Source organism: Paraburkholderia caffeinitolerans, from assembly GCF_902859945.1.
Lineage (GTDB): Bacteria > Pseudomonadota > Gammaproteobacteria > Burkholderiales > Burkholderiaceae > Paraburkholderia > Paraburkholderia caffeinitolerans.
The window spans coordinates 77101-97332 of sequence record NZ_CADIKL010000012.1 but is presented as its reverse complement, the minus strand read 5'-3'; the positions used below and the strand labels follow the sequence as shown (position 1 = coordinate 97332).

Below are 20232 nucleotides of genomic sequence, written 5' to 3'. Positions count from 1 at the left end.
TCGTCTCCGCCCTGATGACTGATTGAGCGCGACTGTACGCAGCCTCGAGCAACGCGGTGCTTTCGCTCGCGGGCTGTTGTCGGCGCTGTCGCGGACTTCTTTCGACCCACGTATCCATCGTCTCTATGGAATCACTGCGCATCTACAACACGCTCGCGCGTGACAAGCAAAACTTCGTGCCAATCGAGCCCGGCGTCGTACGCATGTACGTCTGCGGGATGACGGTGTACGACTATTGCCATGTGGGGCACGCGCGCGTGATGGTGGTGTTCGACGTCGTGCAGCGCTGGCTGCGCACGCTCGGCTACAAAGTGACCTACGTGCGCAATATCACCGACATCGACGACAAGATCATTCGTCGAGCGGTGGAGAACGGCGAGACGATCAAATCGCTGACCGACCGTTTCATCGATGCGCTGCACGAAGACGCCGATGCGCTCGGCGTCGAGCGTCCCGACCTCGAGCCGCGCGCGACGCAGTACATCCCGCAGATGCTCGACATGATCGGCATGCTGGAAAGCAATGGCTACGCCTACCAGGGCACAGACGGCGACGTGAATTACGCGGTGCGCAAATTCGCGAGCTATGGCGCGCTGTCGGGCAAGTCGATCGAGGACCTGCGCGCGGGCGAACGTGTGGCGGCGAACGACGCCAAGCAGGATCCGCTTGACTTCGTGCTGTGGAAACAGGCAAAAGCGGAAGAACCCGCCGACACGAGCTGGGACTCGAAGTATGGGCGCGGTCGTCCGGGCTGGCACATCGAATGTTCGGCGATGGGCTGCACGCTGCTCGGCAAGCATTTCGACATTCATGGCGGCGGCCAGGATCTGCAGTTTCCGCACCATGAGAACGAGATTGCGCAAAGCGAAGGCGCGACCGGCGAGAAGTTCGTCAATTACTGGATGCACAACGGTTTCGTGCAGATCGACAACGAGAAGATGTCGAAGTCGCTCGGCAACTTCTTCACGATCCGCGAAGTGCTGGCGAAGTACGACGCGGAAGTGGTGCGCTTTTTCATGGCGCGCGCGCATTACCGTTCGCCGCTCAATTACAGCGACGTGCACCTCGACGATGCGCGCAATGCGCTCACGCGTCTGTACACGGCGCTCAAGGATGTGACGCCCGATACGGGCGAGCTCGACTGGAACGAGGCGCACGCGCAGCGTTTCCAGGCGGCAATGAACGACGATTTCAATACGCCTGTTGCCATCTCGGTGCTGTTCGAGCTGGCAACCGAAGTGAACCGCTCGCGCGACGCCCTGCTGGCGCGTCAGTTGCAGCGCCTCGGGCGCGTGCTCGGCGTGCTGGTGCGCGAGCCGCGCGTGTTCCTGCAGCAGGCTGCGGGCGCGCAGGATGCGGGCGCGCTCGATGTGGCCGCGATTGAGGCTAAGATCGCGGCGCGCACCGCCGCGAAGCAGACGAAACAGTATGCGGAGGCGGACCGGATCCGGGCCGAACTGCTCGATGCCGGTGTCGCGCTCGAAGACAAACCGGGCGGGTTGACCGAGTGGCGCCGCGTGTAAGCGGGCTGTCCAGTTTCCACTGATCGATTCGCGAGGCAGGAGGCAGGATGGCAACGGCCACGAAGACGCAGGCAAAGCGCTCTGCGTCGCTCACGGGCGCGGCAGGCGAGGCCAAAAGGCGCGCCGCGCGCACTGACGCCTTGAAGGCGCAGCAAGACGACACCGTTACAGTCGACGGCGCGAAGAAGGCCGGCGCGAAGGCGCAGGCCGAGCATCGCGCACCCAATGGCGCAGTCAAGGCGGGCGCTGCCAGGCCGGCGCGCGCGAAGGGCAATGGCGCGCTCGACGGCGCAGTGCCGATGACGAGCGCTCTACCCGAGGGTTCCGCATCCGGTGAAGGTGCGCAGGCGCTGTCAGTTGCCGCGCGCAGCAACGAGCCGGAGGTCGCGCGTCCCGATTACTGGGACAAGGCTTGCGCGGATCTCGTCAAGCGCGACCGCATCCTCAAGAAGCTCATTCCGAAGTTCGGCCCCGTGCATCTCATGAGCAGCGACGACCCGTTCGTCACGCTCGCGCGCTCGGTGGTCGGCCAGCAGATCTCGACGGCGGCGGCCCAGGCGTTGTGGCAACGCGTCGAGTCCGCATGCCCGAAGCTCGTGCCGCAACAGTTCCTCAAGCTCGGCCACGAAAAGCTGGCGGCGTGCGGTCTTTCGAAGCGCAAGACGGAGTACATCCTCGACCTTGCCCAGCACTTCGTCTCGGGTGCGCTCCACGTGGGCAAGTGGACCAGCATGGACGACGAGGACGTGATCGCCGAACTCACGGCCATTCGCGGCATTGGCCGTTGGACGGCAGAGATGTTCCTGATCTTCAATCTCGCGCGCCCCAACGTACTGCCGCTGGACGACCTCGGGCTCATCCAGGCGATCAGCGTCAACTACTTCAGCGGAGAGCCGGTCACGCGCAGCGAAGCCCGTGAAGTGGCGGCCAACTGGGAGCCGTGGCGAACCGTCGCAACCTGGTATATGTGGCGCAGCCTCGAACCGTCGTAACAAGCGGGGTTGCCATCTGGCGCGCGGCTGTGCCGACCCCCTTTCGGGCCGATGCCGCGATCTCCGGTTATTCAGTTATTTCCTATCGATATCTGAATCCGATAGTTCTGTTCAGATTTCGACGATGGCCGGCGCGGTTAGAATACGCGCTGCCGCATAGTGCAAGGATTCCAACACATGAAAACCACGTTTCTGGATTTCGAGCAGCCGATCGCTGAACTCGAAGCGAAGATCGAAGAACTGCGCTTCGTTCAGGACGATTCGGCCGTCGATATTTCGGAAGAGATCGAGCGGCTGTCGAAGAAAAGCCAGCAGCTCACGAAGGACCTCTACGCGAACCTGAGCCCGTGGCAGGTTTCGCAGATCGCGCGTCATCCGCAGCGTCCGTACACGCTCGACTACGTGCACGAGCTGTTCACCGATTTCCATGAGCTCCATGGCGACCGCTCTTACGCGGACGACCTCTCGATCGTCGGCGGCCTCGCGCGCTTCAATGGCCAAGCCTGCATGGTGCTCGGCCAGCAGAAGGGCCGCGACACGAAGGAGCGCGCCGCGCGCAACTTCGGCATGCCGCGTCCGGAAGGCTATCGCAAGGCCGAGCGCCTGATGCGCCTAGCCGAAAAATTCGGCCTGCCCATCTTCACGTTCGTCGACACGCCGGGTGCTTACCCCGGCATCGGCGCGGAAGAGCGCGGCCAGTCGGAAGCCATTGGCCGCAATCTCTACGTGATGGCGGAACTCAAGACGCCCATCATCACGACGATCATCGGCGAAGGCGGTTCGGGCGGCGCGCTCGCGATCGCCGTGGCCGATACGGTCATGATGCTGCAATTTTCGACGTATTCCGTCATCTCGCCGGAAGGCTGCGCCTCGATTCTGTGGAAGAGCGCCGCCAAGGCGCCCGAGGCTGCCGAGGCGCTGGGTCTCACCGCGCACCGCCTCAAGGCGCTCGGTTTGATCGACAAGATCGTGAACGAGCCGCTCGGCGGCGCGCATCGCGACCCGAAGGGCATGGCCGCGCTGCTGCGCCGCGCGCTCTCCGACTCGCTGCGCCAGTTCCAGGGCATGAGCATCGCCGACCTGAAGGCGCGCCGTTACGAGCGCCTGATGGAGTACGGCAAGTTCAAGGAAACGACGCCGGGCGCGTAAGCGCGTGACGTCGCTGACGCGAGCCGGCGCGAGAGGCGCCGTTATGCCGTGACCGACCATCCCGAATCCGACGCCGGGCGCATCGTTCTCGATGCGCTCGGCGTTGTGCTTTCCAGGCTCCCCGCCGATGCGCGCATCGCCATTGCGTTCAGCGGCGGTCTCGACTCGTCGGTGCTGCTCGACGCGGCGGTGCGCATGGCGGGCGCGGCGCGACTCGTGGCGCTGCACGTACATCATGGACTGAGTTCGAACGCTGATCAGTGGCTCGCGCATTGCGAGGTCACGGCGCAGGCCTATGGCGTGGCGTTCGACGCGCGGCGCGTGACGCTCGCGCGCGAGGATGGAGCAGGCGCGGTGGGCGCGATGGGCGTGGAAGCGGCGGCGCGCGAGGCGCGCTACTGCGCGCTCGATGCAATGTGCGAAGCGCAGGGCGCGCGGTCGCTATGGCTTGCACAGCACGCTGACGATCAGGCCGAAACCGTCTTGCTGCAATTGCTGCGTGGCGCGGGGCTGGCGGGGCTTGCCGCGATGCCGCCCGCGCGCGAGGTAACGGGCGCTGCGTCGCGCGTGCGGCCGTTGCTGAATTTGTTGCGTGCGCAACTAGAACGCTATGCGCGCGCGTATCACCTTCACTGGGTCGAGGACGAATCTAACGCGGACACGCGCTATGCGCGCAACGCATTGCGCCATGACGTGCTGCCTGCGCTTTCCGCACATTTCCCCGGTTTTCGCGATGCGCTCGCGCGCACGGCCGCGCATGCCGCTTCTGGGCAGCGTTTGCTCGATGACCTCGCACAGATTGATCTGCGCGAGGTCGGGCATGATGACTCCGGCACGCTCTCGCATGCCGCGCTCGTCGCACTCGACGACGCGCGCGCGCTCAATTTGCTGCGCTACTGGATGCGCTCGCTCGGCTTGCCGGCAGCGTCGACGGCGCGACTCGCGGACGCGCTGCGCCAGTTGCGCGAGATCGCGCGCGGGGGCGAGGGCCATGCGCTGCGGGTCGATCACGCCGGACGCTCGCTGCGCTGCTATCGGGGCCGCGTGTCCTGGGCGCCGCCGCGTACGGAAGCGATGCCTGCCGCTGCAGAGGACGCAGCCGCGGACACAACAGCGGGCGAGGGCTCCGGGCGCGCGCCCCTCAGCATGAACTGGCGCGGCGAGGAAGTCTGGCGTCTGCCGTCGTGGCGAGGCAGCTACGTCTTCGCACCCGCCGATGCAAGCGAACCCGATGCCGTACCCGAAAGCGTATTGCGTGAAGGCCCGCTTGTGGCGCGTGCGAGAGAGGGCGGCGAGCGCCTGCGCGACGAGGCCGCGAACCTGAGTCGCACACTCAAGAACCTGTTCCAGGCGCGCGGCGTGCCGGCGTGGGAGCGCGATGTGCCGCTGCTGTACGTCGGCGGCACGCTGCTGTTCGTGCCCCGGATCGGCGTGAATCGCTCGGCGTTCGGCGCACAAGACGATGCAGCGCGCTGGCGGCGCATCGAATGGCGCGAGGATTTGCTGATTGCGTAAGCGCGCTGGCGCAAATCCTTGCCACACAAGCCTTTTTCGCCCCCTGCGGCCCAATTTCACCTTGTAATTTTGACCTTGATCGGGTAGGGTAACTTGTTTGTCCAGCCCGCTTTTTCGCGTTCACGGACGCCGTCAAAAGCGGCGCATGCCGTGCCAGGACGCGATGTCTCCTTCAGCGGTATCCGAGGTTGCAAGGACGTCGTAGCGGTATGCGGGCAGGGCGCGCGAGCGCGTATCAGTATCTCCACGATGCCGATGCGGCTGCCTCGCGGCCGCCCGGGCAAATTCCGCGTGTGCTGCACGCGCCAAGCCTTCGCGCGGTCTGAACGGTACCGGGCGAGCCGTCTTCGGTGCGCCAGCGCGGTAACATCTCCAGTTCAGAACGACAATGGCACTCATCGTACACAAATACGGCGGCACCTCGATGGGCTCGGTCGAGCGCATCAAGAACGTTGCCAAGCGCGTTGCCAAATGGCACAAGGCCGGCCACAAGATGGTCGTCGTGCCCTCGGCGATGTCCGGCGAAACCAATCGTCTGCTCGGTCTCGCGAAAGAAATTTCGCCGCAGCCGAGCCCGCGCGAGCTCGACATGATTGCGTCGACCGGCGAACAGGTGAGCGTCGGTCTGCTGTCGATCGCGCTGCAAGACGCCGGCGTGGACGCCATCAGCTACACCGGCTGGCAAGTGCCGGTCAAAACCGACAGCTCTTTCACCAAGGCGCGCATCAACGACATCGACGGCGAGCGCGTGCTGGCCGATCTCGATGCCGGCAAGGTGGTCGTGATCACGGGCTTCCAGGGCATCGATCCGGAAGGCCACATCACCACGCTCGGCCGCGGCGGCTCGGACACCTCGGCGGTTGCGGTCGCAGCTGCGCTGAAGGCCGACGAATGCCTCATCTACACCGACGTGGACGGCGTCTACACGACCGACCCGCGCGTGGTGGACGACGCGCGCCGGCTCGATCGCATCACGTTCGAAGAAATGCTGGAAATGGCCAGCCTCGGCTCGAAGGTGCTGCAGATCCGCTCGGTGGAATTCGCGGGCAAGTATCAGGTGAAGACGCGCGTGCTCTCCAGCCTGACCGACCCGGCGATGTCCCTCGACGAGGAAATGAAGTCGGGCACCCTGATTACCTTTGAAGAAGACGAGACCATGGAAAAAGCAGTCATCTCGGGTATCGCGTTCCAGCGCGACGAGGCCCGCATCATCGTGATGGGCGTGCCCGACAAGCCGGGCATCGCGTATCAGATCCTCGGCCCGGTGGCGGACGCGAACATCGACGTCGACATGATCATCCAGAACCAGAGCGTGGACGGCAAGACCGACTTCACGTTCACGGTGCCCCGTGCCGACTATCAGCGCGCGATGGACGTCCTCACGAACCAGGTGAAGGGTCACGTGAGCGCCGAGCAGGTGCTGGGCGATGCGAAAGTCTCGAAGGTCTCCGTGGTCGGCGTGGGCATGCGCTCGCACGTGGGCGTGGCCAGCAAAATGTTCCGCACGCTTTCGGAAGAGGGCATCAACATCCAGATGATTTCGACGTCCGAAATCAAGATCTCGGTGCTGATCGACGAGAAGTACATGGAGCTGGCTGTGCGCGCGCTGCACAAGGCATTCGAGCTCGAGCAGGCCTGAGCTGGTGTCGTATGACGCGGGTGTGACGGGCAATTGTGTGGACGCACGAAAAAGTTTGAAAAAAGTGCGTCTTAAAAATTGACCAGAACGTTCGAACCCGCTATTATCTTGGCTTCGTTGCGCTGCCTCCCTGGCGCGAACGAAGTTTTCGGGAGACGTGGCCGAGAGGTCGAAGGCACTCCCCTGCTAAGGGAGCATCTGGGCCAAAACCTGGATCGAGGGTTCGAATCCCTCCGTCTCCGCCAGTAATGGCGGCGAAACCCCGCAAGTCTCGGCTTGCGGGGTTTTTGTTTTTTCCGGTGCGAATTGTGTGGGCGTAATCAACCGGGCTATTCATTTCATCGCACCTCGCATTAACGCTACGGCGTTATTGTCCGTTCGAATCTTTATAAGGATGCCGAATTGAATGGCGCAATGGCTTTTGTGTGTCGGCCGTTGATTTTTCCAGGTTTCAGTTGAAGCCGCAAACGAGCCGGGTTACAGCTGAATGGGGTGAATTACGTTTATGCCGCGCGGGCGCGATTGCAAATTGGCCACGGGTGTAACCAGACGTTACGCAGACGAACTCACAGTGGTTTTGTGCATCAGTTATTACAATGTTGAAATACGCGGTCCGGGAGCCTGCGCTATATTGGCCCCAACAAAACATCAACCCCAAAAGGTGAGTTCATGAAGTTCGCTCGTGTTGTTGCAATGCTGGTCGCGGGCTTGGCTATCGGTGCATCGAGTGCGGCTATGGCCGGCGTGAGCGTCGGCGTCAACATCGGTATTCCGGCCCCGGTTTACGTCGCTCCGCAACCGGTCTATGTTCCGCCGCCTCCGCCGCCTGTGGTCTATCAGCCTGCGCCCGTCTATGCCGCGCCGCCGGCCATCGTGGTGGGCTGGTACGGCAACCGCTATTGGGATGGCCGCCGCTACTGGAACCGCGACGACTGGTATCGCCATCATGGCGGCTACGATCATGGCCGTGGCCATTATGACCGCGATCATGGCGGCCCTCCGGGACATTGGCACTAAGTCAGTTCGTACTTGTAGTGATGGACTGAACGAGGTCAAAAGAAAAGCCGCCCGAGGGCGGCTTTTTACTTGCTACGGTTGCCAGCGCAACGAGGCGCAGGCAGGACTGGCGGTACGTTATTCGCTGAGGCCCGCCATGCCACCGACCACGGCGTTAAAGCCCGCGTCGACGTGGACGATTTCCGCCGTCACGCCGCCCGCCAGATCGGAGAGCAGGAACGCAGCCGTGTTGCCAACTTGCTCGATCGTCACGTTACGCTGCAGCGGCGCGTTGTGCTCGACGAAGTCGAGGATCTTGCCGAAGCTCTTGATGCCGCTTGCCGCGAGCGTCTTGATCGGGCCGGCCGAGATGCCGTTCACGCGCACGCCCTTGGCGCCGAGCGATACGGCGAGGTAGCGCACGCTCGCTTCGAGCGAGGCCTTCGCGAGACCCATCGTGTTGTAGTTCGGGATCGCGCGCTCCGCGCCGAGATAGGTCATCGTGAGGAGCGAGGCATTGGCGGCGAGCATCGGCTGCGCGGCCTTGGCGAGCGCGGGGAAGCTGTAGGCCGAGATATCGTGAGCGATGCGGAAATTCTCGCGTGTCATGCCGTCGAGGAAGTCGCCCGCGATGGCTTCGCGCGGTGCGAAGCCGATCGAGTGGACGAGACCATCTAGCGTGCCCCAGTGCTGCTTGAGGTCGGTGAAGAGCGCTTCGATTTGCGCGTCGTCGGCCACATCGCAGGGGAAAATGAGGTTGCTGCCGAATTCCTGCGCGAATTCGGTAATGCGGTCCTTGAAGCGCTCGCCGACGTACGTGAACGCCAGTTCCGCGCCTTCGCGCTTGCATGCTTGCGCAATGCCATACGCGATCGATCGGTTCGACAGCAGGCCGGTCAACAAAATGCGTTTGCCAGCGAGGAAGCCCATGAATTCTCCTGAACAGGTTCAATGCACCGGGCGCCTGTAGAGGCGGCGCCGCGTGGTTTGGGTAGAATTCTCTCACAATTGACACGGCACCCTGGACAAATCCCTTTCTATGACGACAGGAACGCGAGGCAGGAGAACGCGCACGGCGCGTGGAGCAACGGTTCCTGGCTGGAGTCTTGATCGGGGTTCCGCGCCGCTGTGTACCGGTTGGGCTGGCTGGGCAGGGCGGCGCATGCCGGGCTTGGCGCTCGTGCTCGCCTTCGTATTCGCGACCATGCCTTCGGCGCACGCGGTCTACGCGATCGCTCAATACGGCGAGCCGAAGTACCCGCAGGACTTCAAGCACTTCGATTACGTGAACCCGGATGCGCCCAAGGGCGGTACGCTGGTGCTCGCGAATCCCGACCGGCTCACGAGCTTCGACAAGTTCAATCCGTTCACGATGCGCGGCAACTCGGCGCCGGGCCTCGGCATGATTTTCGAGAGCCTGACGACGGGCAGCATGGACGAGGTGGCGTCGGCGTACGGCTTGCTCGCCGACGATATTCGCATCGCGCCCGATCGCCTGTCGGTAACGTTTCATTTGAATCCGCGCGCGCATTTCTCGAACGGCGATCCGGTTACCGCGACCGACGTCAAGTTTTCGCTCGACATGCTCAAGAGCCGTCAGGCCGCGCCATCGATGCAGGCTTATTTCAACGAAATCGTGCGTGCCGTGGTGGTCGACCCGGCAACGATCCGCTTCGAGTTCCACAGCAACAATCGCGAGTTGCCGCTCATCGCAGGCGGCATGCCGGTGTTCTCGCACAAGTGGGGCTTGCGGGCGGACGGTACGCGTATTGCGTTCGACCAGATTGCGTTTGAAGAACCGATCGGCAGCGGCCCATACGTGATCGAGCGTTACTCGAACGGCCGCACGATCACGTACAAGCGCGATCCCAACTACTGGGGCAAGGATTTGCCCGTGCGCGTGGGTACGAACAACTTTGAGCGCATCGTCTACAAGCTCTATTCGGACGACGTCGCGCGCCTCGAGGCCTTCAAGGCGGGCGAGTATGATGCGCTTGTCGAATATGTGGCGCGCAACTGGGTGCGCCGCGACGTGGGCAAGAGGTTCGACAGCGGCGAACTCATCAAGCGCGAGTTCCCGCAGCACAACGGCACCGGCATGCAGGGCTATGTGATCAACCTGCGCAAGCCGATGTTCCAGGACGTGCGCGTGCGTGAAGCGCTCGATCTCGCGCTCGACTTCCAGTGGCTCAACCGCATGCTGTTCTACAGCCAGTACAAGCGCATCGATAGCTGGTTCGTGAACACCGATTTGCAGGCGAAGGGCTTGCCGACACCTGGTGAACTCGAGCTGCTCGAGCCGTGGCGCAAGCAGCTCGATCCGGCTGTATTTGGTCCGCCTCCCGTGCAGCCGTCGACCAAGCCGCCCGGCTCGCTGCGCGCGAACCTGCTCAAGGCGCGCGCATTGCTCGCCGATGCCGGCTGGACTTATCGCGACGGCGCGCTGCGCAACGCGCAAGGTCAGCCGTTTGTGCTCGAGGTGCTCGACGACACGAGCGCCGCGGCGCAATGGGCGCCGATCCTGGCGCAGTACACGCAGGCGCTGGCGCGGCTCGGCATCCAGGTGAGCTATCGCTCGGTGGACTTCGCGCTTTATCAGAAGCGGCTCGATGCCTTCGACTTCGATATCACGACGATCAAGTTCCCCGACGTGCAGGTGCCCGGCGCCGAACAACTCGACCGCTTCGGCAGCAAGGCCGCCGACGAGCCGGGTTCGGGCAATCTGATCGGCCTGAAGTCGCCGGCCGTCGACGCGATCCTCAAGGCGCTGATGCTGGCGCAATCGCGCGAGCAGCTGCTCGACGCCACGCATGCGCTCGACCGGGTGCTGATGCACGGCTACTATGTTGTGCCGCAGTGGTACAGCGCGACGCACCGCGTGGCGTACAAGAATACCTTGGCTTATCCGGCGAAGCTGCCGCTGTACTATGGCGCGGTCGACTGGATCATTTCGACGTGGTGGTTTGGCCGCGAGCCCGCGCCGCAGCACTGAGATGCCCGACCATTTTTGACGGACACAAAGAATCATGTGGAGCTACATCGTCAAACGCCTGTTGCTGATGATCCCGACGCTGCTCGGCGTGCTTACGCTGACTTTCGCGGTGATCCAGTTCGTGCCGGGCGGCCCCGTCGAGCAGGCGGTGCGTGAACTCAAGCGCGGCGCGGAGCAGGGCATGCCGTTCGGCATGCGCGCGCATTCCGGCGTGGACGCGCAGCAGATCGCGCAACTCAAACAGCTTTACGGCTTCGATAAACCTCCGCTCCAGCGCTATTTCCTGATGCTCGGGCGTTTCGCGCGCTTCGATCTCGGGCAGAGCTACTTTCACCATCAGAGCGTGTGGTCGCTCATTATCTCGAAGCTGCCGGTATCGATCAGCATCGGCTTGTGGACCTTCTTTCTCACCTATCTGATATCGGTGCCGTTGGGTATCGCCAAGGCGGTGCGCAACGGCTCGCGCTTCGATCTCGTCACGAGCCTCATCGTGCTGATCGGCTATGCGATACCGGGCTTCGTGCTGGGCGTGTTGCTGCTCGTGCTGTTTGGCGGCGGCACTTTCCTGCAACTCTTTCCGCTGCGCAACCTGACCTCCGACGACTGGGACACGCTCTCGCTCGGCGGCAAGATTCTCGATTACCTGTGGCACATCACACTGCCGGTCACGGCCTCGGTCGTGGGGAGTTTCGCCGTCACGACGATGCTCACGAAGAACGCGTTTCTCGAAGAAATCCGCCGCCAGTACGTGCTGACCGCGCGTGCGAAGGGCCTGTCCGAACGCACCGTGCTATGGAAGCATGTGTTTCGCAACGCGCTGCTGCCGCTTGTGGTCGGGTTTCCGGCTGCGTTCATCGGCGCGTTCTTCACGGGGAGCCTGCTGATCGAAACGCTGTTTTCGCTCGACGGTCTCGGTCTGCTGTCCTATGAGTCGGTGGTGCGGCGCGACTATCCCGTCGTGCTCGGCACGCTCTATCTCTTCACGTTGATCGGACTCCTGACCAAGCTCATCTCCGATCTCTGCTACGTGTGGGTCGACCCCCGCATTCAATTCGAACAACTGGAGCGCTGAGTTGAACCGAACCCGCGCCGGCGCCGAACCCGAACTGCGCACCGAGAGCGTGCGCGCTTTCAAGTCACCCACACCCGCACGCCGGGTGTGGCTGCGCTTCAAGCAGCAGCGCCTCGGCTACTGGAGCCTGATCGTTTTCGTGATCGCGTTCGCGGCGAGTCTCGCAGGCCCGCTCTGGTGCAACGACAAGCCACTCGTGGTGCGCTACGACGGACATCTCTATTTCCCGCTCTTCAAGTCGTATCCGGAGACGACCTTCGGTGGCGATTTCCCGACGCCCGCCGATTATCTCGACCCCTACATTCGCCACCGCTTCGACGCGCCCGGCAACTTCGCAATCTATCCGCCGAATCCGTACTACTACGACACGCTCAATTATTTTTCGAAGGTGCCGAATCCGGCGCCGCCGTCGCGCGATAACTGGCTCGGCACGGACGCGAGCGGGCGCGATCTGTTCGCGCGGCTGCTGTATGGCTTTCGAGTTTCGGTGGAGTTCGCGCTCGTGCTGACCGCCATCGGCACGCTGCTCGGCGTGCTGGCGGGGGCGGTTCAGGGCTACTTCGGCGGGCGCGTCGACATCGTCGGGCAGCGCCTGATCGAGATCTGGAGCGCGATGCCCGAGCTCTATCTGCTCATCATATTCGCTTCGATCTTCGAGCCGGGCTTCATCCTGCTGATCGTGCTGCTCTCGCTATTCGGCTGGATTGGGCTTTCCGACTACGTGCGCGCCGAGTTCCTGCGTAATCGCAACCAGGACTACGTGGTCGCCGCGCGCGCCATGGGCCTCTCGAACTGGCAGATCATCTGGCGCCACGTGCTGCCCAACAGTCTCACGCCCGTCATCACATTTTTGCCGTTTCGCATGAGCGGTTCGATTCTCGCGCTCACGAGCCTCGACTTTCTCGGCCTGGGCGTGCCGCCGCCCACGCCGAGCCTCGGCGAATTGCTCGCGCAGGGCAAAGGCAATCTCGACGCATGGTGGATCTCGATGTCGACGTTCGGCGTGCTCGTCGTGACCTTGCTGCTGCTCACGTTCATGGGCGATGCGCTGCGCAACGCACTCGACACGCGCATCTCCGACGCGATGAAGGCCGGAGGCAACCAGTGAGCGCATTGCCAAACGATGTCGGCGCGAATGCCGAGCCGTTGCTCACGATCGAGCATCTGAGCGTGCGCTTCGGCGAGACGCTCGCCGTGGACGATGTCGCGCTCTCCATCGGGCGCGGTGAGCGCGTGGCGCTCGTCGGCGAATCGGGCTCGGGCAAGACCGTGACCGCGCTCGCGATCCTGCGGCTTTTGAGCGATGCGCGCATCTCGGGCGCAATCCGCCTGGACGGCGAGGATCTGCTGGCGAAGAGCGAGCGCGCCATGCGCGGCCTGCGCGGCAGCGACATCGCGATGATCTTCCAGGAGCCGATGACGGCGCTCAATCCGCTCTATACGATCGGCGAGCAGATTGCGGAAACCATCGTGCTGCACGATGGCGTGGCGAAGAAGGAAGCGTACGAACGCGCGGCGAGACTGCTCGAGCGCACCGGCATTCCCGAACCGCGCCGGCGTCTGTTCAGCTATCCACATCAGCTTTCGGGCGGCCAGCGCCAGCGTGTGATGATCGCGATGGCGCTCGCGTGCCGCCCGCGTCTGTTGCTGGCGGACGAGCCCACCACGGCGCTCGACGTGACGATCCGCGGGCAGATCGTCGAACTCTTGCGCGAGTTGCAGCGCGACGAGGCGAGCAAGCCTGGCGGCGGCATGTCGGTGCTGCTCATCACGCACGACCTCAATCTCGTGCGCCGCTTCGCACAGCGCGTGGCGGTGATGGAGAAGGGCAGGCTGGTGGAGACGGGGAGCGTCGAGCAGATCTTCTCAGCCCCGGAGCATCCCTATACTCAGCGGCTCATCGCAAGCCGACCCGAGCGCAACGTGTTGCCGGTGCTGCCGATCGCCCCGGTGCTGCTCGAAGCGAAAGACGTGAGCGTCGATTTCGCAACGAAGCTGCCAGGCTTCACGGGCTGGTGGCGGCGCGGCCGTTTTCGCGCGGTCGACGACGCAAGCGTCTCGGTGCGGCAGGGCGAGACGCTTGGCATCGTCGGCGAGTCCGGCTCGGGAAAATCGACGCTGGCGATGGCGATGTTGGGTCTGCAACGAACCGCGGGCGGCGCGATCGAGTTTCAGGGGCGCCTGATCGCGAGCTATCAGGGCCGCGACAAGCTCGGGCTGCGCTCGCACCTGCAGGTGGTTTTTCAGGACCCGTTCAGTTCGCTTTCGCCGCGGCAAACCATCGAGCGCATCGTAGGGGAGGGGCTGGCGCTGCACCGGCCCGACCTGTCCGGTGAGGAGCGCCGCAAGCGCATTGTGTCCGTATTGCGGGAAGTGGGCCTTGACCGCACGGTTTTGCAACGTTACCCGCACGAGTTTTCCGGCGGCCAGCGCCAGCGCATCGCGATTGCACGCACGCTCGTGCTGGAGCCGCGCGTGATTGTGCTCGACGAACCCACCAGCGCGCTCGACGTTTCGATCCAGCAACAGGTGTTGAGGTTACTGACCGATTTGCAACGCAAGTACAATCTCGGCTACGTGTTCATCAGCCACGATCTCGAGGTGATTGGCGCGATGGCGCACCGTGTTGCGGTCATGCAGAACGGCGCGATTGTCGAGACCGGAGATGTAACAAGAATCTTTGACGAGCCTGCGCACCCTTACACGCGAAAGTTGCTGAAAGCCGCGTTTGATCGATGAACGATCGCGGAACTTAAGGGGTATTTTTGGTGAAATTCACCAATGAGGTCCGCATCGTAATTGTTTTTTTCTATTTGTTTTGACACACAAATACTTACTGGCTACTATCGTCCAAACTTTTCTTCTAACTCCCTGATTTACGGGCATTTATTCCGACCCATGCAGCACCGATCCTTGACCCAGGCTTGCACGCGCGTCGTCGCCGGGATGTTCATCGGCGCACTGATGGCTGCAGCTAACGGCGCGTTCGCCGACGAAGCAAGCAGTTTTAATCAGAACGTCTCATTCTCGCCGAGCAATTCGACGATTAATTCGGCGAATTCGCAGTCACTCTCCGCCGCTCAAACCACGACCCAGACGACTACCGCACAGGCCCCGGCCCAAAGCGGCGCGAAGGCATTTCTGTCCGGTATGGCCGGCAAGGCCGGTGACGTCGTGGTGGGTGCGCTGAACATGATCGGCGTGCGCTATCGCTGGGGCGGCAACACGCCGGACTCGGGTCTCGATTGCAGCGGTTTCGTGCGCTACGTCTTCCAGGACACGCTCGGCATGAACCTGCCGCGTCGCGCGGAGGAAATGAGCCGTGTGGGCGAGAAGGTGAGCATGAGCAACCTCAAGCCCGGCGACCTCGTGTTCTTCAACACGATGCGCCGCACGTTCTCGCACGTGGGCATTTATATCGGCGACAACAAGTTCGTTCACTCGCCGTCCACCGGCAGCACGATTCGCGTCGACGATCTGGACAGCGGCTATTGGGAAAAGCGCTTCACGGGTGCGCGCCGCATCGAGGCGTCGTTTACGCCGGATCAGGAGCAAGGCCTCAAGCAGCGCGTGAGCGCGCAGTTCGACGGCAGCAGCGGCAACTAATCGCCAGCTCGGGTCAACACGAGCGCAACAAAAAGCCTGCTTCATCGAAGCAGGCTTTTTTGTTTTTGGATTGCCGTTTTATCGCGTAACTCAGGCTGTCGCCGTACGCGCCGCGGCAAGCTTGCGTTCGATCTCGGGAAAGATCTTCGCGGCGGCTTCCTCACCCGCGAGGATCGCGGCGTTGCGCTGGGTAAAGTCGCTGCTCGCCATGGCGTTGAGGTTCGGGCGGATCACGATGTCGGCGTATTTTTCGAGCTCGTAGTTCTTGATCGACTGGCCCATGATCGTGAAGGTTTGCATCAGCACGTCGAACTGGCTTTGCGTGGGCGCTGTTTCTGGGCGCGACGAAATATCCACGGCAATCACGAAGTCGGCGCCCATCTTGCGCGCGAATGACGCCGGCACCGGGCTCACGAGGCCGCCGTCCACGTATTCGTGACCCGCAATGCGGACCGGCTCGAAAATCGACGGAATGCTGCACGAGGCACGCACGGCAATGCCCGTGTTGCCGCGTTGGAACAGGATTGCCTGACCGGTGCGCAGATCGGTCGAGACCACGCCTAGCGGCTTGGCCATCTTTTCGATCGGGCGGTCGTGCAGCGTCGTGTTCAGAAAATTCTGCAGCGCCACGCCTTGCAGGATGCCGCGGTTGCGAAACGGCATGGCCCAGTCGCTGATCGACGCTTCATCCATCGTCAGCGCCAGCTTGTTGAGCGCGAAGCCATTCATGCCCGAGGCGTAGAGCGCTGCCACCACCGAGCCCGCGCTCGTGCCCGTGATCAGGTCGACCTGGATGTTGCGCGCCTCGAGTCCCTTGATCACGCCGATATGGGCAAACCCCCGCGCAGCGCCGCCACCGAGTGCCAGGCCCACGCGGATCGGGCGCTGTGTTTTAGCGGGCGGAGGGGGTGCGGCAGTGACGCTCTTGTTGTCGGTAGTTTGCGTGCCCGCGGTGGTGCAGGCGGCAAGGACGGTGGAAGCGGCCGCGAGCGAGAAATGGCGGCGGCTCAATGAAAGCTGCGCGGGGTTGCGGTCCTGCTGGTGGTCCGGCCTTTGGTCTGGTCGTGGGTCGGGATTCAGGCGCGGTTTCAGATCCGGCTTCGAACTGGGCTTCAAGCAGATTCTCCAGGCGGCGCGCGCGAAGGCGATTCTCGTGCGGTGCGCACCGCGTCTATTCTTGCGGCCCGCGATTGTAGCCAAGCGGGACCACGCCGGCGAGGGCGCCAGCGCGCCGACATGATAAGGCAAAGCCATGCGCGCGGCGGGTATAATCCCGTCTCTAATTTTCCCGGTTTTCCGTTCGCGTCTTGCACTTGCTGTGTCGCGCTGCGCCGTGCCGCTTTCGGGCCCGCATCGCCACGGCTACGGCCTGCGCGCGAACCTTCGCCGTCCACCATCGACTGTATTCGGCCTGCTGCGTCGCTCATATCGGAGCATGCCGCAGCTCCTGGCGGTCGCCGGGCGGCACCGTCCTCGAGTATTCGCACATGACCACGACCCCCGTACGTACCCGCTTCGCGCCGAGCCCGACCGGCTTCATCCACCTCGGCAACATTCGCTCCGCGCTCTATCCGTGGGCGTTCGCGCGCCACAACAAGGGCGCCTTCGTGCTGCGGATCGAGGACACCGATCTCGAGCGTTCGAGCACCGACGCGGTCGACGCAATCCTCGAAGGCATGCAATGGCTCGGCCTCGATTTCGATGAAGGCCCGTTCTACCAGATGCAGCGCATGGACCGTTACCGCGAAGTGCTCAAGCAGATGCAGGATCAGGGCCTCGTGTACCCGTGCTACATGTCGACCGAAGAGCTCGACGCATTGCGGGAGCGCCAGCGCGAGGCCGGCGAAAAACCGCGCTACGACGGTACGTGGCGCCCGGAGCCGGGCAAGGTCCTGCCGACGCCGCCCGAGGGGGTGCAGCCGGTGCTGCGTTTCCGCAACCCGCTCACGGGCGTGGTCGCATGGGATGACGCGGTGAAAGGGCGCGTCGAGATCTCGAACGAAGAACTCGACGACCTCGTGATCGCGCGTCCGGACGGCACGCCGACCTATAACTTCTGCGTGGTCGTGGACGACATCGACATGAAGATCACGCACGTGATTCGCGGCGACGATCACGTGAACAACACGCCGCGCCAGATCAACATCCTGCGCGCGCTGGGTGCCGAGCCGCCCGTCTATGGTCACCTGCCCACGGTGCTCAACGAGCAGGGCGAAAAGATGAGTAAACGTCACGGTGCGATGAGCGTGATGGGCTATCGCGACGCAGGCTACCTGCCGGAGGCGGTGCTGAACTACCTCGCGCGCCTCGGCTGGTCACACGGCGATGCGGAGGTGTTCACGTGCGAGCAGTTCGTCGAATGGTTCGATCTCGACCATCTGGGCAAGTCGCCGGCACAGTACGACCATAACAAGCTCAACTGGCTCAACAACCACTACCTGAAGGAAGTTGACAACGCACGCCTCGCCGAGCTTTCGAAGCCGTTCTTTGCGGCGCTGGGCGTGGATGAGGCGGCGCTCGCGAAGGGGCCGGCGCTCGACGGCGTGGTGGCGCTCTTCAAGGACCGCGCAACGACCATCAAGGAAATCGCCGAGAGCGCCATGATGTTCTATCGCGAGCCGCAGCCCGAAGCGGACGCGCTGGCGCAGCACGTGACCGACGCCGTGCGTCCGGCTCTCGCCGACCTCGCGAGCGCGCTCAAGAGCGCAGAGTGGACCAAGGAAGCTATTTCGGCAGCCTTCAAGACGACGCTGGGCGCGCACAAGCTGAAGATGCCGCAGCTCGCGATGCCGGTGCGTCTGTTCGTGGCGGGCACGACGCACACGCCGGCGATCGATGCAGTGCTCACGCTGTTTGGTCGTGACGTGGTCGTGAGCCGCATCGAGCAGGGGCTTGCGAAGGGCAGCTAAGCCGGGCGAGTAAAAATATTTGAAGATTTTTCGCTCTGGCACTAGCGCCAGGGCGGGAGTTCTTGTAGTATTCGGGCTCCGTTGAATACGGAGCGCGAAACAGCGGTAAGTTTCACGCAAAGAGTGGTCGAATCGAGCAATGATGTTTCGCCAAAACATCAAAGCGATGAAAAAAAGATTCGAAACACTCTTGACGAAAGCGAATTTGATGTTTAAAATCTCGCTTCTGTTCTGCAAGGGGGTATAGCTCAGCTGGGAGAGCGCTTGCATGGCATGCAAGAGGTCAGCGGTTCGATCCCGCTTACCTCCACCAACAGAACAAAGTAGTAAAGTGTAGCAAGGCATTATCTGAAAAGATCATGTCCCCTTCGTCTAGAGGCCTAGGACATCACCCTTTCACGGTGAGTACAGGGGTTCGAATCCCCTAGGGGACGCCAGACATGAGCGTCGTCGAGTAAATCGTAATGATATCGGCGAGGCAGCAGGTGGGAATCAACCGACGCCCATCTGTGTATGTCGAATTGGAGCGGTAGTTCAGTTGGTTAGAATACCGGCCTGTCACGCCGGGGGTCGCGGGTTCGAGTCCCGTCCGCTCCGCCAGATAGAAGCCCGTTCAGAAATGTTGAGCGGGCTTTTTAGTTGAAGTTATAAGGCGTAAGCCTGTGTTGTCCCCTTCGTCTAGAGGCCTAGGACATCACCCTTTCACGGTGAGTACAGGGGTTCGAATCCCCTAGGGGACGCCAAATAAAATGCGGCGCCACAAAGCAGCAATGCGAGTAGCAGGGCGACGCCGCCAGCGGGTTCTAACCGACCGCCGGTGTAGTCAAGCAGGACTGGAGCGGTAGTTCAGTCGGTTAGAATACCGGCCTGTCACGCCGGGGGTCGCGGGTTCGAGTCCCGTCCGCTCCGCCAGATTCGATCTGCCCAGTGTTTCGGGTGGAATGTGGTTCAAGGCGCAAGCCTGTGTTGTCCCCTTCGTCTAGAGGCCTAGGACATCACCCTTTCACGGTGAGTACAGGGGTTCGAATCCCCTAGGGGACGCCAAATAAAATGCGGCGCCATCAAGTTGTAGGGCGACGCCGCCAGCGGGTTCTAACCGACCGCCGGTGTAGTCAAGCAGGAATGGAGCGGTAGTTCAGTTGGTTAGAATACCGGCCTGTCACGCCGGGGGTCGCGGGTTCGAGTCCCGTCCGCTCCGCCAGAATCAAAGCCCGCTGGATTTCCAGCGGGCTTTTTCTATTTCTCTCTCTTCCTTCGTCTCCACGCCGGATTCGGACAAACGGCCATTGCCTGAGCCGGCGCGTTATCGTAGCGTTGTCGGAACTTCGATATTTCGCGTTTTGCCGCGTTGCCTGCCATGTTCGCACCGAACGACATTCCGTCGCGCTTCCAGTTGCGTCACGCCACCATGGACGACTTCGAGTTTGCCGAGTCGCTGACGCGCCGGAACATGGGGGGCTATTACGTGCGTCATCATCTGATCTGGCGCGGCGATCTCTTTCTGGCCAGCTACCGCGAATCGGAAAATTTCATCCTCGAACTCGATGGCGAGGCCATCGGCGTGCTGCGCGTGACGCAAGAGGCCGATTCGCTGCATATCCGCGACGTACAGATCGCCGAAGGCTATCGTGGCAACGGTGCGGGGACCTTCCTGCTCGACATGTCGCATCGCTGGGCGCGCGAGCGCGGCCTGCGCGAGTTGCAGTTGCGTGTGTTCGTCGACAACCCCGCAGCGCGGCTCTATCTGCGCATGGGCTACCGGGTGGCGGGGCCACGGCTCGCGCGCCTCGGCTCGATCCGCCATATGACGCGGCTGGTCTGACGAACTTTTCGAGATCT

Annotated in this window: 15 protein-coding genes and 8 tRNA genes; 21 read left to right on the top strand and 2 right to left on the bottom strand. The window is 62.7% G+C overall.

Annotated features, from left to right (window positions below; genetic code table 11):
• The first annotated feature begins 125 nt into the window (after window positions 1-125).
• The 7 genes from cysS to HV773_RS14455 all read left to right on the top strand — a co-directional run bounded on the left by cysS (window position 126) and on the right by HV773_RS14455 (window position 7835).
• A complete protein-coding gene (gene cysS / locus HV773_RS14485; protein ID WP_129561850.1) occupies window positions 126-1523 on the top strand; it encodes a cysteine--tRNA ligase in 1398 nt (465 codons plus the stop codon).
• 47 nt (window positions 1524-1570) lie between these two features.
• Window positions 1571-2515 carry a DNA-3-methyladenine glycosylase family protein gene (locus HV773_RS14480; protein WP_129561851.1) on the top strand — a complete coding sequence of 315 codons (945 nt, stop codon included), beginning with the start codon at window positions 1571-1573 and terminating at the stop codon, window positions 2513-2515.
• Window positions 2516-2692: 177 nt separating this feature from the next.
• The gene (locus tag HV773_RS14475) at window positions 2693-3664 is read left to right on the top strand and encodes an acetyl-CoA carboxylase carboxyltransferase subunit alpha (protein WP_129561852.1); all 972 of its coding nucleotides are present in this window, start codon (window positions 2693-2695) and stop codon (window positions 3662-3664) included.
• Window positions 3665-3712: 48 nt separating this feature from the next.
• Window positions 3713-5179: a tRNA lysidine(34) synthetase TilS gene (gene tilS, locus HV773_RS14470; RefSeq protein ID WP_129561853.1), complete on the top strand. Its 1467-nt coding sequence runs from the start codon at window positions 3713-3715 to the stop codon at window positions 5177-5179.
• 388 nt (window positions 5180-5567) lie between these two features.
• Window positions 5568-6818 (top strand): aspartate kinase, encoded by a 1251-nt coding sequence (locus HV773_RS14465; protein ID WP_129561854.1) that lies wholly within the window; start codon window positions 5568-5570, stop codon window positions 6816-6818.
• 151 nt (window positions 6819-6969) lie between these two features.
• Window positions 6970-7063: transfer RNA gene (locus tag HV773_RS14460), tRNA-Ser, on the top strand.
• Between the two features lie 424 nt (window positions 7064-7487).
• Entirely contained in the window at window positions 7488-7835 is a 348-nt protein-coding gene (locus HV773_RS14455) for a hypothetical protein (RefSeq protein ID WP_129561855.1), read from the top strand.
• Between the two features lie 117 nt (window positions 7836-7952).
• Here the strand turns inward: HV773_RS14455 and fabI are convergent, their stop codons facing one another.
• Window positions 7953-8744: an enoyl-ACP reductase FabI gene (gene fabI / locus HV773_RS14450; protein WP_129561856.1), complete on the bottom strand. Its 792-nt coding sequence runs from the start codon at window positions 8742-8744 to the stop codon at window positions 7953-7955.
• A 232-nt stretch (window positions 8745-8976) separates the two neighbouring features.
• Between fabI and HV773_RS14445 the strand changes: the two genes are divergently transcribed.
• From HV773_RS14445 to HV773_RS14425, 5 genes are all read left to right on the top strand, one after another.
• Complete coding sequence (locus HV773_RS14445; protein ID WP_129561857.1) at window positions 8977-10806, top strand: extracellular solute-binding protein; 1830 nt, start codon at window positions 8977-8979, stop codon at window positions 10804-10806.
• Window positions 10807-10840: 34 nt separating this feature from the next.
• Entirely contained in the window at window positions 10841-11878 is a 1038-nt protein-coding gene (locus HV773_RS14440; RefSeq protein ID WP_129561858.1) for a microcin C ABC transporter permease YejB, read from the top strand.
• A gap of 1 nt (window position 11879) precedes the next feature.
• The gene (locus tag HV773_RS14435; RefSeq protein ID WP_377731236.1) at window positions 11880-12986 is read left to right on the top strand and encodes an ABC transporter permease; all 1107 of its coding nucleotides are present in this window, start codon (window positions 11880-11882) and stop codon (window positions 12984-12986) included.
• Window positions 12983-14617, top strand: a complete 1635-nt coding sequence (locus HV773_RS14430) for an ABC transporter ATP-binding protein (protein WP_227875381.1) — start codon at window positions 12983-12985, stop codon at window positions 14615-14617. Before HV773_RS14435 ends, HV773_RS14430 begins: the two co-directional genes overlap by 4 nt.
• A gap of 159 nt (window positions 14618-14776) precedes the next feature.
• Entirely contained in the window at window positions 14777-15484 is a 708-nt protein-coding gene (locus HV773_RS14425; protein ID WP_129561860.1) for a C40 family peptidase, read from the top strand.
• A gap of 90 nt (window positions 15485-15574) precedes the next feature.
• Here HV773_RS14425 and HV773_RS14420 read toward each other — a convergent pair whose 3' ends face one another.
• Window positions 15575-16600 carry a patatin-like phospholipase family protein gene (locus tag HV773_RS14420; RefSeq protein ID WP_377731232.1) on the bottom strand — a complete coding sequence of 342 codons (1026 nt, stop codon included), beginning with the start codon at window positions 16598-16600 and terminating at the stop codon, window positions 15575-15577.
• Window positions 16601-16971: 371 nt separating this feature from the next.
• On the opposite strand from HV773_RS14420, the gene gltX reads away from it, so the two are divergent.
• The 9 genes from gltX to HV773_RS14375 all read left to right on the top strand — a co-directional run bounded on the left by gltX (window position 16972) and on the right by HV773_RS14375 (window position 20215).
• Window positions 16972-18393 carry a glutamate--tRNA ligase gene (gene gltX, locus HV773_RS14415; protein ID WP_129561861.1) on the top strand — a complete coding sequence of 474 codons (1422 nt, stop codon included), beginning with the start codon at window positions 16972-16974 and terminating at the stop codon, window positions 18391-18393.
• Window positions 18394-18630: 237 nt separating this feature from the next.
• Window positions 18631-18706 (top strand) — tRNA-Ala (locus tag HV773_RS14410).
• A gap of 48 nt (window positions 18707-18754) precedes the next feature.
• Window positions 18755-18830 (top strand) — tRNA-Glu (locus HV773_RS14405).
• Between the two features lie 86 nt (window positions 18831-18916).
• Window positions 18917-18993 (top strand) — tRNA-Asp (locus HV773_RS14400).
• 67 nt (window positions 18994-19060) lie between these two features.
• A tRNA-Glu gene (locus tag HV773_RS14395) sits at window positions 19061-19136 on the top strand.
• A gap of 92 nt (window positions 19137-19228) precedes the next feature.
• A tRNA-Asp gene (locus tag HV773_RS14390) sits at window positions 19229-19305 on the top strand.
• Window positions 19306-19361: 56 nt separating this feature from the next.
• Window positions 19362-19437 (top strand) — tRNA-Glu (locus tag HV773_RS14385).
• An 80-nt stretch (window positions 19438-19517) separates the two neighbouring features.
• Window positions 19518-19594 (top strand) — tRNA-Asp (locus tag HV773_RS14380).
• A 156-nt stretch (window positions 19595-19750) separates the two neighbouring features.
• Complete coding sequence (locus HV773_RS14375) at window positions 19751-20215, top strand: GNAT family N-acetyltransferase (RefSeq protein ID WP_129561862.1); 465 nt, start codon at window positions 19751-19753, stop codon at window positions 20213-20215.
• Window positions 20216-20232: the final 17 nt, after the last annotated feature.